Origin of the sequence: Butyrivibrio sp. LB2008, from assembly GCF_000621565.1 — a bacterium.
Classification (GTDB): Bacteria; Bacillota; Clostridia; order Lachnospirales; family Lachnospiraceae; genus Butyrivibrio.
In genome coordinates this window covers 1-13,690 of record NZ_JHXZ01000025.1, presented here as the reverse complement: position 1 = coordinate 13,690, position 13,690 = coordinate 1, and the positions used below count along the sequence as shown (strand labels likewise).

At 41.0% G+C, this 13,690-nt stretch carries 14 protein-coding genes; 13 read left to right on the top strand and 1 reads right to left on the bottom strand.

The features are described from left to right. Nucleotides 1–2: 2 nt before the first annotated feature. The 9 genes from dxs to rlmD all read left to right on the top strand — a co-directional run bounded on the left by dxs (nt 3) and on the right by rlmD (nt 10,746). A complete protein-coding gene (gene dxs / locus T356_RS0109225) occupies nt 3–1,853 on the top strand; it encodes a 1-deoxy-D-xylulose-5-phosphate synthase (RefSeq protein WP_026514243.1) in 1,851 nt (616 codons plus the stop codon). Nucleotides 1,854–1,859: 6 nt separating this feature from the next. Then, nucleotides 1,860–2,759 (top strand): TlyA family RNA methyltransferase, encoded by a 900-nt coding sequence (locus T356_RS0109220; RefSeq protein WP_026514242.1) that lies wholly within the window; start codon nt 1,860–1,862, stop codon nt 2,757–2,759. A gap of 33 nt (nt 2,760–2,792) precedes the next feature. Further along, nucleotides 2,793–3,644: an NAD(+)/NADH kinase gene (locus T356_RS0109215; RefSeq protein ID WP_026514241.1), complete on the top strand. Its 852-nt coding sequence runs from the start codon at nt 2,793–2,795 to the stop codon at nt 3,642–3,644. Nucleotides 3,645–3,681: 37 nt separating this feature from the next. Then, complete coding sequence (argR, locus tag T356_RS0109210) at nt 3,682–4,134, top strand: arginine repressor (RefSeq protein WP_026514240.1); 453 nt, start codon at nt 3,682–3,684, stop codon at nt 4,132–4,134. A 16-nt stretch (nt 4,135–4,150) separates the two neighbouring features. Continuing rightward, nucleotides 4,151–5,851 carry a DNA repair protein RecN gene (gene recN, locus T356_RS0109205; RefSeq protein WP_026514239.1) on the top strand — a complete coding sequence of 567 codons (1,701 nt, stop codon included), beginning with the start codon at nt 4,151–4,153 and terminating at the stop codon, nt 5,849–5,851. Between the two features lie 10 nt (nt 5,852–5,861). Next, entirely contained in the window at nt 5,862–6,506 is a 645-nt protein-coding gene (locus T356_RS0109200; RefSeq protein ID WP_026514238.1) for a DUF1836 domain-containing protein, read from the top strand. A gap of 14 nt (nt 6,507–6,520) precedes the next feature. Next, nucleotides 6,521–8,956: an ATP-dependent helicase gene (locus T356_RS0109195; RefSeq protein ID WP_026514237.1), complete on the top strand. Its 2,436-nt coding sequence runs from the start codon at nt 6,521–6,523 to the stop codon at nt 8,954–8,956. Nucleotides 8,957–9,063: 107 nt separating this feature from the next. Beyond that, the gene (locus T356_RS0109190; RefSeq protein ID WP_155839011.1) at nt 9,064–9,330 is read left to right on the top strand and encodes a DUF4366 domain-containing protein; all 267 of its coding nucleotides are present in this window, start codon (nt 9,064–9,066) and stop codon (nt 9,328–9,330) included. A 9-nt stretch (nt 9,331–9,339) separates the two neighbouring features. Next, nucleotides 9,340–10,746, top strand: coding sequence for a 23S rRNA (uracil(1939)-C(5))-methyltransferase RlmD (gene rlmD, locus T356_RS0109185; protein WP_026514235.1), 1,407 nt, complete (start codon nt 9,340–9,342; stop codon nt 10,744–10,746). Between the two features lie 238 nt (nt 10,747–10,984). Here rlmD and T356_RS0109175 read toward each other — a convergent pair whose 3' ends face one another. Next, complete coding sequence (locus T356_RS0109175; RefSeq protein WP_026514234.1) at nt 10,985–11,905, bottom strand: DUF4268 domain-containing protein; 921 nt, start codon at nt 11,903–11,905, stop codon at nt 10,985–10,987. Between the two features lie 580 nt (nt 11,906–12,485). On the opposite strand from T356_RS0109175, the gene T356_RS0109165 reads away from it, so the two are divergent. From T356_RS0109165 to T356_RS18980, 4 genes are all read left to right on the top strand, one after another. Continuing rightward, nucleotides 12,486–12,833 (top strand): hypothetical protein, encoded by a 348-nt coding sequence (locus tag T356_RS0109165; protein ID WP_026514232.1) that lies wholly within the window; start codon nt 12,486–12,488, stop codon nt 12,831–12,833. Between the two features lie 2 nt (nt 12,834–12,835). After that, nucleotides 12,836–13,015 (top strand): hypothetical protein, encoded by a 180-nt coding sequence (locus T356_RS0109160; RefSeq protein ID WP_026514231.1) that lies wholly within the window; start codon nt 12,836–12,838, stop codon nt 13,013–13,015. A gap of 49 nt (nt 13,016–13,064) precedes the next feature. After that, entirely contained in the window at nt 13,065–13,298 is a 234-nt protein-coding gene (locus T356_RS0109155; RefSeq protein ID WP_026514230.1) for a hypothetical protein, read from the top strand. Nucleotides 13,299–13,519: 221 nt separating this feature from the next. After that, on the top strand, nt 13,520–13,690 hold a 171-nt coding region (locus T356_RS18980), incomplete at its 3' end, for an IS200/IS605 family transposase (RefSeq protein ID WP_035780869.1).

The following is a 13,690-nucleotide window of genomic DNA, read 5'->3' as shown; positions in this document are numbered from 1 at the left end:
TTATGTTACTTGAATTAATAAATAAAACCGGTGATATTAAGAAAATACCACAGCAGAAGTATCAGGAGCTGGCAGGGGAGATTCGCCACTTTTTGATCGAGACGATATCAAAAACAGGAGGACATCTTGCGTCCAATCTTGGAGCGGTAGAGCTTACCATGGCGCTTCACCTTGCGCTTGACCTTCCCAAAGATAAGATTATCTGGGACGTTGGACATCAGGCTTATACCCATAAAATATTGACGGGAAGAAAAGATAAGTTCGATACATTAAGACAGTACGGCGGACTTAGCGGATTCCCCAAAAGATGTGAGAGCAGTTCCGACTGTTTTGATACGGGACACAGCTCGACTTCAATATCTGCCGGACTTGGTATGGTAAAGGCAAGAGATCTCATGGGTGAAGATTATACCGTGGTATCTGTTATCGGTGACGGTTCTCTTACGGGAGGACTTGCTTATGAAGCTCTAAATAACGCTTCAAAGCTTGATACGAACTTTATTATTATTCTAAATGACAATGAGATGTCTATTTCTGAGAGCGTCGGAGGTATGAAGAAGTATCTCAACAGCGTTCGTACCGCAGAAGGATATCTTAACCTCAAAGAGGATATATATGCACAGCTTAGCAATAATCACAAGGTTGTAGATGGTATCAGAAGGGCAAAGAACAGTTTCAAACAGCTCTTTGTACCGGGAATGGTATTTGAGAACCTTGGAATTACTTATTTGGGACCCGTAGACGGACATAATGTCGCAAGCCTTGAGAAGGCTATCAAAGAGGCTAAAAAGGTCAAGAAGGCCGTTATGATACATGTTATGACCAAGAAGGGGAAGGGATACGGCCCTGCAGAGAGACATCCTGCAAGATTCCACGGAACAGAGCCTTTCATAGTTGAAAACGGACTTCCCAGAAATCCCAGAACTACGGCCAACTATCAGGATATTTTCAGTACTGTAATGTGTAAGCTCGGTGCAAGGAATGCCAAGGTTGCTGCGATCACTGCGGCAATGGCTGACGGAACCGGACTTAAGAGATTCAGAAACATGTATCCCGACAGATTTATTGATGCGGGAATAGCCGAGGAGCATGCTGTTACATTTGCTGCAGGAATGGCTTCCGGCGGATATAAGCCTGTATTTGCGGTTTATTCATCATTCCTTCAAAGAGCATACGACCAGATACTTGAGGATGTGTGCCTTCAAAAGCTCCCTGTTGTATTTGCAATAGACAGGGCCGGGCTTGTAGGAAGTGACGGAGAGACTCACCAGGGAATATTTGATGTTGCATTTCTTTCATCAATGCCCAATATGCATATAATGGCGCCCAAGAATAAATGGGAACTTTCAGATATGCTGAAGTTTGCGGTTGATTTTGATCTTCCGATCGCAGTCAGATATCCGAGAGGAAATGCTTATGACGGGCTCAAAGATTTCAGAGCGCCCATAAAGCTTGGAAAGTGCGAGCCTATCTATGAAGAGAAAGACATTTGTCTTCTTGCACTCGGACCTATGGTCAAGATAGGCGAAGAAGTGCGAAATATACTTAAGGACAGAGGATTTAAGTGCAGTCTTGTAAATGCACGTTTCTATAAACCGATAGATACTGACTATATTAAAGCTGCATCACAGAGTCACAAGCTCTTTGTCACCATGGAAGAGAATGTGCTTACCGGCGGATTCGGTGAGAAAGTAAGAGATTTTGTTGATACGAACAGAATCGATGCGAGTGTGATAAATATTGCGATCCCGGATCAGTTTGTTACGCACGGCAGTGTAGATAAGCTCAGAGCTGAACTTAAGATAGACGCTGAGTCTATCGCAGAACGAATTATAGACGAATTACACAGGTAATAATATATGGCAAAAGAAAAGGAAAGACTGGACGTCCTTCTTGTAAACAGGGGACTTGCCGTTTCCAGAGAAAAAGCAAAGACACTTATAATGGCGGGTGACGTATTTGTAAACGGACAAAGAGAAGACAAGCCCGGAACTACTTTTGAAGAGAGCAAGATAAAGACACTTGAAGTAAAGGGCGACACACTTCCCTATGTTAGCAGGGGCGGTCTTAAGCTTGAGAAAGCAGTTAATAATTTTGGGTTTTCTTTGGAAAAGAAGATCTGTATGGATATAGGCGCTTCAACCGGAGGATTTACGGACTGTATGCTCCAGAACGGTGCAAGCAAGGTATATTCCGTGGATGTTGGACACGGACAGCTTGACTGGAAGCTTAGAAGTGATGACAGAGTCGTTTGCATGGAAAAGACCAATTTCAGATATATGGTGAGAGACGATATTCAGGATGATCTTGATTTTGCATCCTGTGATGTATCTTTTATCTCACTTACAAAGATACTTCTTCCTGCGAGAAAGCTCTTAAAAGCCGGTGGAGAGATGGTATGCCTTATAAAGCCCCAGTTTGAAGCGGGCAAGGATAAAGTAGGTAAAAAGGGCGTTGTCAGAGAGCCCAAAGTGCACGAAGAGGTGGTTCACAGGATCACGGATTTCGTGGATATTGCGGGATTTGAAGTATTGCACCTTGATTATTCTCCGATAAAGGGGCCTGAGGGAAATATAGAATATCTGATACATATCAGGAAAAATCCGGATGCCGATGAGAGAGTTAGGGAACTTACAGAGGCTGAAGGTGAGAGAATCTTAAAAGAGACAGAGGAAAGGGGCAACGGCTTTTCGCATAGCCCCGAGATGGAGAAACTAATCTCCGAGACTGTCATGAGGGCGCATGGCAAGCTTGATTAAATACATTTGATAAGTCATGCGGCGGGAGAAGATATGGAACGGTTTTGTATTGTCACAAATAAAAGCAAAGATTTAAACCTTGAAGTTACCGATCATATCAAGGATTATCTGATAAGCCATGGCAAAGAGTGCGTTATCGCCGATTGTGCCGTTGGGCTTTCAAAAGAGTCAAATGCCATTGGAAGAGAATTTATGAGTTTCATTCCGGAGGACACGGACTGCTGTATTGTTCTCGGAGGAGATGGAACGATGTTGCAGGCTGCAAGAAGCGTTGCTTTTCAGGATATACCGCTTCTTGGCGTTAACCTCGGAACGCTGGGCTATCTTGCTGAAGTTGAAAGAAGTGGTATCGATGAGGCGATGTCGCGTCTTTTGTCCGGAGATTATTATGTAGAGGACAGAATGATGCTTCGCGGCGTTCTCGGAGACAGAAAAGATTATGCTCTGAATGATATTGTCATAAGCAGGGCTTCCGATATTCAGGCTATTGATTATAATATTTATGTCAATGATCTTTTGCTCTACAGCTATCATGCGGATGGAATTATTATTTCTACTCCGACCGGCTCGACAGGTTATAATATGTCGGCTGGAGGGCCTTTAGTAGAGCCGTCTGCAAATATGACGCTTTTAACACCTATATGTCCGCATACTCTTAATTCCAGAAGTATGGTTCTTTCCGCAGATACAAGGATTGAGGTGGAACTTCTTCCCGGACGCGGCAAACGCGATCTCAAAGTTGTCGCCGCATACGATGGAAGCGGTACTATCGAAATGAAGGCCGGAGATAAGATGGTGATCAATAAATCCAAGAAAACAACCAAGATAATCAAACTCAACAGAGTTAGTTTTTTAGAGCTTTTGGGTAAAAAATTCAGTATGTAAAAGATGAAAAAAGAGATTGGGGGAAGGATATCCGACGATGAAAAAGAACAGACAAGATAAGATTATCGAAGTCATTGCAAAGAATGTTGTAGAGACGCAGGAACAGCTTGTATCTCTTTTAAACGAAGAGGGATATAAGGTAACACAGGCAACTGTATCAAGGGATATAAGGAAATTAAAGCTTACAAAACAGGTAAATGAAGAAGGAATTTCCAAGTATGTGTATACTACAGCAGGACCTGAGGTGATGCAGAGTAAGTATGTCAGTGTCTTGAAGGCCGGATTTGTAAGTATGGATGTGGCGGAGAATCTCCTTGTGATAAAGACTGTTTCGGGAATGGCAATGGCGCTTGCCACAGCAATAGACTCGTTGGAATTTAAGGAGATAGTCGGATGTATCGCCGGTGATGATACTATAATGATCGCCATTAAGAGCAAAGAAGAAGCTAAGTGTGTTATGGATCGTCTCCGTGAGATGATGCAACAATAAAGCAGAGTGGGGAATTATGTTATATAGTTTACATGTAAAGAATCTGGCCCTTATAAAAGAACAGGAGATTGAATTTTCCAAAGGGCTTAATATTTTGACCGGAGAAACGGGTGCGGGTAAATCGGTTGTCATCGGATCGGTTAATCTCGCTCTCGGAGCGAAGGCGGACCCTTCACTTATCAGAACAGGTGAAGAATATGCACTTGTTGAGCTTGTGTTCGGCGTAGAGAACGATCATCAGAGAAAACTTCTTGAAGAACTCGAGATTCCCGTTGAAGAAGACGGAACTCTCGTTATTCAGAGAAAAATCATGCAGGGCAGAAGCGTTTCAAAAGTATCCGGCGAAACGGTCACAGCCAAACAGCTCAAAGACATTTCCAATATTCTAATAAATATTCACGGCCAGAATGACCATCAGGAACTACTTCACAAGAAAAAGCATATAGAGATACTTGATAATTATTGCATGGACGATCTGAGCGGCCTTTTTGAGCTTCTTTCAGATGAATATGCTAGGTTAAAAGAGCTTGAGAAGAAACTCTCGGAGACTGATATTGACGAAAATACAAGACTTCGTGAGACAGAGCTTCTTGAGTATGAAGTAAAAGAAATATCGGATGCGGCGCTTGCTATCGGCGAGGATGAGCAGCTTGAGAGTGCTTACAGAAAGATGGTAAACGGAAGGAAAATCTCAGAGGCTGCAAATACCGTTCTTAATCTCACGGGATCGGGCGAAATGGAAGAGAGTGCTTCCGATATGGTCGGAAGAGCGGTAAGGGAGCTTACTTCCGTATCTTCATATGACAGTGAGCTGGAAGGGCTTTTGTCACAGATCTCGGATGTAGAGAATCTTTTGGCGGACTTTAATCATGCTCTTTCGGGTTATCTGGACAGCCTTGAGTTTGATGACGAGGAATTCAGGAGTGTCGAAGACAGATTAAATACGGTAAATCATCTCAAGGATAAATACGGCGGAAGCATTGAGCAGGTATTAAAGAGTCTTTCGGAAAAAGAAGAGAGACTTAAGGCAATATCAGATCTTGATGCCCACAGAGACAGGCTCAAAAAGGATTATGATGAGTGTTTTGGCAAAGTTAAAGAACTTTGCGAAAAGATATCCAAGGTCAGAAAGAAAGGCGCTGAGAGCCTTCAGGAGAAGCTTAAGGATGCACTTATAGATCTTAATTTCCTGGATGTTCGATTCGAGATAGATATAGTGAGCAGCGATGATAAGATTACTTCCAAGGGATATGATGAAGCGCAGTTTATGATCTCGACCAATCCCGGTGAAGAACTCAGAGCGCTTGATCAGATCGCAAGCGGCGGTGAGCTTTCAAGAATCATGCTTGCACTTAAGACGGTTGTTGCCGACAGAGATGATATCAGCACGCTTATTTTTGACGAGATAGATGCAGGTATCAGCGGAAGAACGGCATGGAAGGTATCGCAAAAACTCGGTGAACTTTCCGCAAATCACCAGATAATCTGTATTACGCATCTTCCTCAGATCGCAGCGATGGCAGATACACATTACATGATAGAGAAGGGGCTTGACGGCGGCAGGACGGTTACGTCTATTTATGCGCTTTCCGAGAAATTGTCGGAGAAAGAGCTTGGAAGGCTTCTTGGCGGCGACGAGCTTACTGAAGCAACTCTTTTGAATGCGCGTGAAATGAAACAGATGGCTCTTGAGAAAAAGGCTTTATTAAAGGCATGAGGAATAAATAATGACTATAGATAATGACGATCTTATCAACAGTGTGATAGCATCGCTTGGAAGAATCAATGCTATTTCGCTGGATGACATCCCGAATATAGACCTGTACATGGATCAGCTCACAACTTTTATGGATGAGCGCCTCAAGAGGTCGACACGTCATCCCGAAACTGACAAGATACTTACAAAGACAATGATAAATAACTACGCAAAGAACGATCTTTTACCTCCTCCCATAAGGAAGAAGTATTCAAAAGACCATATTATATTGCTTATTTTTATCTATTATCTTAAGAATATCTTGTCTATAAGCGACATTCAGACTCTGCTTGAACCTTTAAAAGAGAGATTTCATGTAAGTGATGATGAGCTGAATTTAGGCAGCATTTATGAAAGGGCTTTTGAGCTTCAGGAAGAAGAGCTTGAACCTGTTATAGAAGATCTCAAGAAAAAATATGAGAGATCGCTTGAAACGTTTGATGATGCCGGTCTTTCGGAAGAAGAACAGAAAAGGATGCAGATGTTTTCTTTTATCATTCTTCTTTCATACGATGTCTATGTAAAGAAGCTTCTTATCGAGAAGATAATAGACAATACCATGGACAGTGGTTCCAAGGAAAAAGAAAAGCCTGCAAAGGAAAAGAAAAAGAAGTAAGGATTTTTTTATAGATGGGAATATACGATACACTTAATTCACAGCAAAAAAAGGCTGTTCTACAGACAGACGGTCCTGTACTGATTCTTGCCGGAGCAGGATCGGGTAAAACAAGGGTTTTGACTCACAGAGTTGCTTATCTTATAGATGAGTGCGGAGTTAATCCCTGGAATATAATGGCAATTACGTTCACAAACAAGGCAGCAGGAGAGATGAGAGAAAGAGTCGATAAGATTGTCGGCTTTGGTGCAGAGAGTATCTGGGTTTCAACTTTCCACTCAAGCTGCGTTAAGATACTTAGGAGATATGCGGACAGGATCGGGTTTGGTAATAATTTTACCATTTATGATACCGATGATTCCAAGAGTCTTATGAAGGACATCTGCAAGAAATATCAGCTTGAGACCACACAGCTTAAGCTAAAGAGGATTATGGGCAGCATATCTACCTGCAAGGATAATCTGGTAACACCTGAGGAATATGCTCTTAATACACAGAATGACTTTATTAAAGTCAGGATATCCAAGGCATATACAGAGTATCAGAACGCTCTTAAAAAGAATAATGCGATGGATTTCGACGATCTTATCATGAAGACGGTTGAGCTCTTTAAGGCGGATCCGGAGGTTCTTGATTATTATCAGGAGCGTTTCAAATATATCATGGTCGATGAGTATCAGGATACCAACAATGCTCAGTTTGAGCTTATCCGTATTCTTGCCGATAAGTACAGAAATCTCTGCGTTGTAGGTGACGACGATCAGAGTATCTATCGTTTCAGAGGCGCGAATATCAGAAATATCCTTGATTTTGAGAAGGTTTACAAAGATGCTGTCGTAATAAAGCTTGAGCAGAACTACAGATCGACTCAGCAGATCCTTGATGCCGCAAATGCCGTTATCAAAAATAACGGAGGACGTAAGGATAAAGCTCTTTGGACTGAGGAAAAAGACGGAGATATCGTCAAATTAAAGCATTTTGATACTGCCTATGATGAAGCTGAGTTTATCGCAAGTGATATCGGCAAGCTTAAGAGAAACGGCAAATTAAATTACAGTGACACCGCAATCCTTTACAGGACAAATGCGCAGTCACGACTTATAGAAGAACGTTTTGTTCATGAAGGAATTCCTTACGATATCGTAGGCGGAACAAATTTCTATTCAAGACGCGAGATAAAAGATCTTTTGGCATATCTTAAGACAATCGACAACGGTCTTGATGATATTGCGGTTAAAAGAATCATAAACGTGCCAAAGCGCGGAATCGGCCAGACTACGATCGATCATGTTCAGGCTTATGCTGATGAGAGGCAGATAAGCTTCTATGATGCTCTTTGCGAAGCGGACCAGATAATTGCCGTTTCGAGAAGTACAAGTAAGTTAAATGACTTCGTTACTATGATAAGGGCGTTCAGAACCAAGATGAAGAGCTATTCTCTTGAGGAGCTCTTAAAGGATGTCATCGATGTCACGGGATATATGGAATATCTTAAGACTTTGGATGATGATGACAACGAGGACAATGACAGAGCACAGAACGTGGATGAACTTATTTCAAAGATCGCAGCGTATGAAGAAAATATGGAGGAAGAGGAGCCCACACTTTCGGGATTTCTTGAAGAAGTTGCTCTTGTTGCCGATATTGACAGGATCGGAGAAGACAATGAAAAAGTTCTTCTTATGACTCTTCACAGCGCCAAGGGACTTGAGTTTGAACATGTATATCTTGCGGGAATGGAAGAAGGCGTTTTCCCTTCATATATGACGCTTGTCAACGAGGATGCAGATCCCGAGGGCATTGAGGAAGAAAGAAGACTTTGCTATGTTGGAATCACGAGAGCAAAGAGACATCTTACACTTACTGCCGCAAAGAGAAGAATGATCCGCGGTGAGACACAGTTTAACCGCCTCAGCAGATTCATTTCCGAGATTCCATATACCATGATCGAGAGATCTGATGCTGAGAGTAAGCCGGCGTTTCTTTTTGATGACGGCGATACGATTGATGATTACGAGAGTGTTGAAGATACTTTCGGAAGTGCAAATTCAGGTATTAAGGCAGCTTATTCAAATTCAAAGGGATTCGGAGCAGGTTCTTCCGCAAAGAGCGTTGCGGGAAGATCTGAGCTTGCCAATACATATAGGATAAAGGCCGTACCTAAGCCTCCTAAGAAGGAGAAAAGAGCGGTTCCTTCAGAAAAGCCTTATATCGCATCTGCGGCAAAGACTTACGCAAGAGGTTCTCTTGCAGGTCTTTCAAAGGGGATGCCTACAACAGGCGGAAAGCCTGAATATGGCGTCGGCGATAAGGTAAGCCATATTAAATACGGCGTGGGAGTCGTTACTTCGCTTGAGCAGGGTCCCAGAGATTACAAGGTCACAGTCAACTTTGATGAGTGCGGACAGAAGATCATGTACGCGGCATTTGCCAAGCTGAAGAAAATCTGAATAAGGTGTGCTATACTTAATGAGTATAATTGCGAAAAATGATGTATATCATGAGGTTAATCGCATATTATATAAAATAATACTTTTTTATGAGAAAGGGGTCACATATGGAAGTAAAATCTAAGATTGACGATATTATTGAAATGACACGAATTAATGAACTTCTCGATAAGAGAGCGGCAGCTAATGCCAAGAAGCCTTCCAACGTGATTCTTTGGGTGCTTGCGGTATTAGGTTCCGTATCAGCAGTTGCCATCATTGCATATCTGGTGTATCGCTACATGACACCGGCTTATGAAGATGATTTTTATGATGACGATTTTGATGATTTCGACGACGATTTTGACGATGAAGATTTTATGAAGGAAAGTTAAGAGCCTGCCGTGAAGAAAAAAGAAGTTATATCAGGAACAGTTAGAAGAGTAGAATTTCCTAACAAGGGAATAATTGAGACTTCTGAGGGGAAGGTCGTCGTAAAAGGCGTTCTTCCCGATCAGAAGGTTTCGGTTCAGATTCAGAAAGTGAGAAAAGACAGAGCTGAGGGAAGACTTCTCGAGGTTTTGGAAGAATCTCCGGACTATGTTGAAAGCCCCTGCATCCATTTTGGAAAATGCGGAGGCTGTAGTTATCTTACAATGCCTTATGTAAAACAGCTTGGGCTCAAGGAACAGCAGGTCAGAAGCATATTGAAGCCTGCTTTTGAGAGACAGAGTTCAAAGGTTACATGGGAAGGCATAAAGACCAGCCCTGTGAAATTTGCATACAGAAACAAGATGGAGTTCAGCTTCGGCGATGAAGTCGTTGGTGGGCCTCTTTGTCTTGGAATGCACAAAAAAGGCAGTTTCTATGACATTGTAACTGTCTCGGGGTGCCGTATCGTCGATGACGATTACAAGGCAATACTCAGTGCTACACTTGATTATTTCACCCCTATGTATGAGAGGAAGGAGATTTCCTTCTATCACAGAATGAAGCAGGAGGGATATCTCAGACATTTGCTTGTCAGACGTGCGGTAAAGACGGGCGATATTCTTGTTGATCTTATTACTACAACTAAAGAAGAGCATGACCTTGAAGGATTCAAGGATGCACTTCTTAATCTTAGCTTAAATGGCAGGATTGTGGGTATTCTTCATACGAAGAATGACAGTCTTGCGGATGCGGTAATTGACGAAGGTACTGATATTTTATTCGGTCAGGATTATTTCTATGAGTACCTTCTGGGACTCAAATTCAAGATCAGTCCTTTTTCGTTCTTCCAGACGAACAGCCTGAGTGCAGAAGTATTGTACAAGACTGTCCGCGGATATATCAAGAGTCTCTACGATCAGGGCAAAATCGGAAATGACGGAGTTATCTTCGACCTGTACTCAGGAACAGGTACGATTGCACAGCTCCTTGCACCCGTTGCCAACAAGGTTATCGGTGTAGAGATAGTAGAGGAAGCAGTCGAAGCGGCTAAAGAGAACGCAAGGCTTAATCATCTTGATAATTGCCATTTCATCGCAGGCGACGTGTTGAAAGTCCTTGATGACATAGAAGAAAAGCCCGACCTTATTATTCTCGATCCTCCCAGGGACGGAATTAATCCCAAGGCACTCACCAAGATCATCAGCTATGGCGTGCCTTACATTATCTATGTTTCCTGCAAGCCCACAAGTCTTGCACGAGACCTAGAGATCTTGCAGGAGAACGGATATGTCATGACAAGAGCGGTTGCACATGATCAATTTCCGTGGACGAGTCATGTTGAGACGGTCGTATTGCTGACAAGAGTTGAACACAGTTGAATATAAAAACGCAAGTGGCTTAACGGTGCGCTTTGTGGCTAACGTTAAAAAGTGTTGGCTAGCAAAGAGGCACCGTTATTTTTATGCTTTTTTTGATGTTTGGAGGAACTGAACTTTCAGAAGGTTGACACGGTGGAACTCCATGATATTGAAAATGAACACTGTTTAACGATAGGAAATTGTGGTTGTGATATAGATAAAAAAGAAAGAGATCCTTGTGAGATCTCTTTTGGCGGATTTAAATGTATTTTTTGAATGCATGTTTCATTTTTAGTAGTGTCTCAATAATCCAATCGAATTGTGATGGCCAATTTGTGGGATCATCAAAATCAGCTGATTTGGTAATTATTATTCGGCTAGCTTTTCTTTCTGGTAATTCCTGCCAGTCAAAGGAAAGGTCAGCATCTTTTTCAATCGAATCCTTTTTTTCATATAGATTCTTAAATAGGTCTTTATCGTCATTTATGTATAATTCAACGCCAGTTTCATTCCTTTTTTGGATCATAGTGATCGAAAGATGGGCAGATGACGAACCTATGCTTATATCCATCCAATGATCGGTTGAAGGTTTGCGGCGACTGAATTCATGAGCATAATTTGTGTTTTTGAAAGCGTAGTCATTGAATGCAGACCAATATTCTAGACGTTTTTGATGACGGGGCAAAATGCTATCAGCTTTCTTTATTTCTTTTGCCCAATCATTTGGTCGTTCAATTACTTCGAATTTTACTGCCGGTTCTGAATCACCGATTTTATATAATTTGATTTCACATAGAAAGAAAGCAACTTTATCATCAGTTCTGGCGTTTAGCCATTCTATAGCAGCCTTGTGTTCTTCTCGTGCGTGTTTAACAACCCAGATGATGATATCTGCAGATTTTCCGGAAGCGTAGGTTATTAGTTTTCCAAGATGATCGTGATTGGTATCTTCAAGCTGATTTTCAATAATTATTTTTCTGTCTTGACCTGTTTCGGTTGCGTAGATATCTACGTTGAAATCTCCAACGGAGCTTTCAGTTTCGTCAATAGTTATATCGATGCCTATTGTATCAGCAAGTATTTCAATGTTTTCTGCAAGCCACGGAGTGAAGTCTAAGGCTTCATGCGGCCAAACTGAACGGAGATCTTTTACTTCTTTTAGAGTAGATAAATTTACCATAGTCATTCTCCTTATCTGTATTTATGATATATAATTCTACTCTGAATGTATCGAAATTACAAAAAATGATAAGGTTATATTGCGATTCGCCATTTACAATTGTGCGTATCAAAATATAGACGGACTTTTCTTTTATAATTCAAAACAATAATGAGGCATTCATATATATATACGTTGTTGGATACATAGAGTCCGTCAGGAGTAGTATAGGGACCTGGATGCGTAATGTTCCGGTACCCTTTTATTGTATATGTTTCGTATTCACCGTCTTCGTTCATCAGCCGAAAGCGTATAGGAATTATTTCACCATTCGACTTATGCTGGCAGATGACATCTACAGAATCAATCACTTTACTCATATAAACCTCAGCAATAAAGAACTAATGTTCGTATATAAACATAATAAATCTGAAGCATAAATGTTTCAAGTAAGATGTTTTTTATTTGGTGGAAATGGTTAAGGAAGATAGTTGTAGTGGCTATAGATATAGTCCTGCAGTTAGATTTTTATGTAATTTTTATAGGGGATTTAGCGGTGATTTATTTTGAATTGATAAGATAAATCAAAAGAGGTATAAAAATGTCAAATGTAGATAATATAAAACCATACTCGGATTTTGCACACAAAGCTGCCCAACACGGTGGAGTGGATGACTATTTAAATGAATTAGAGGCAAGCAGTTATGATAAGGGAATTAACGATGCACATGAGAAATTGATTAAAAATTCCCCATATATACTCGCTGGTATTCTTCTTGTTTGGGAAGGCGGAAAAGTCATATTTAAAAAAGGAAAAAAGTATTTTGATAATAGGACGAAAAAGGATAATCAGAAAATTACTGATGCTAAAAAAGCTATTAAATCTGAAATTTCAATTGATGATGAAAATGGCAGTTGTTGTAAAACGTGTGAGAATAGAGAGGAATAAATATGAATAGCAGGGAACGAAAATATTTTATTGAGAGAATGGAAGAAATGGGGGATATATGGGAAGACGAGGATGTAAAGCGGGTATATGGTAGAAAATCTCTTGAGGAGGCTTTAAGTGACAGAATGAGTGATATGCAAGCTTTTGCCAACATTATGGGTATGGTTATAAAACACGACTAACAAAACAATATTTTTAAGTTTGTTATGATGCGGTTAAAGGAGAAGCAATATGGCTAAGAATTATATTGGATTTAGAAAGAAAATTGCTAGAGATGTTGAAAGAGGAATATTTTATAGTGATGTAAATGCAGATGAACAGACTTGTCCCAGGTGTGGGGGATATATGCCGTTTCATGGAGGAGAACTTGAGTATGGTGAAGGCTATTGGGAATGTCAGGGGTGCGGTTTCACTGTAAAAGAAAACGAAATAGAAAAATATAAGCCAGATTGGTCTGATTTATAAGAAAGGTCTTTTGACGTGTGCGATTGATATAAAATTTTATGTTAAATTTATAGGCAATCTGCAGCTTGTAATAGCTGCAGATTTGTTTTTGTGTAGCATCTTTAATAAAACCCCCTGCTATGCAGGGGGACAACAGCTGCTTCAGCTTACAGTAAAAAAACCTCCCGTGCTAGAATTACTAAGGTTCGCCAACCAAAGTAAAGCACAGGAGGTAGTCCAAAATGGACATGAATAGTTTATCACACACTAGATGGGAGTGTAAGTATCACATAGTATTTGCACCTAAGTTCAGGAGAAAGGTTGCGTATGGTCAGATCAAGCAGGACATTGCAAATATTCTCAGTACATTATGCAAGAGGAAAGGTGTAGAGATAATAGAGGCAGAAGTATGC

Excerpts from the sequence above, each read along its gene's own strand:
- T356_RS0109200 (WP_026514238.1), top strand. The coding sequence starts at position 5,862 with ATGACTATAGATAATGACGATCTTATCAACAGTGTGATAGCATCGCTT.
- T356_RS0109195 (WP_026514237.1), top strand. The coding sequence starts at position 6,521 with ATGGGAATATACGATACACTTAATTCACAGCAAAAAAAGGCTGTTCTA.
- T356_RS0109165 (WP_026514232.1), top strand. The coding sequence starts at position 12,486 with ATGTCAAATGTAGATAATATAAAACCATACTCGGATTTTGCACACAAA.
- T356_RS0109155 (WP_026514230.1), top strand. The coding sequence starts at position 13,065 with ATGGCTAAGAATTATATTGGATTTAGAAAGAAAATTGCTAGAGATGTT.
- recN (WP_026514239.1), top strand. The coding sequence starts at position 4,151 with ATGTTATATAGTTTACATGTAAAGAATCTGGCCCTTATAAAAGAACAG.
- T356_RS0109220 (WP_026514242.1), top strand. The coding sequence starts at position 1,860 with ATGGCAAAAGAAAAGGAAAGACTGGACGTCCTTCTTGTAAACAGGGGA.
- T356_RS0109160 (WP_026514231.1), top strand. The coding sequence starts at position 12,836 with ATGAATAGCAGGGAACGAAAATATTTTATTGAGAGAATGGAAGAAATG.
- T356_RS0109215 (WP_026514241.1), top strand. The coding sequence starts at position 2,793 with ATGGAACGGTTTTGTATTGTCACAAATAAAAGCAAAGATTTAAACCTT.
- dxs (WP_026514243.1), top strand. The coding sequence starts at position 3 with ATGTTACTTGAATTAATAAATAAAACCGGTGATATTAAGAAAATACCA.
- T356_RS0109190 (WP_155839011.1), top strand. The coding sequence starts at position 9,064 with ATGGAAGTAAAATCTAAGATTGACGATATTATTGAAATGACACGAATT.
- argR (WP_026514240.1), top strand. The coding sequence starts at position 3,682 with ATGAAAAAGAACAGACAAGATAAGATTATCGAAGTCATTGCAAAGAAT.
- T356_RS0109175 (WP_026514234.1), bottom strand. The coding sequence starts at position 11,905 with ATGGTAAATTTATCTACTCTAAAAGAAGTAAAAGATCTCCGTTCAGTT.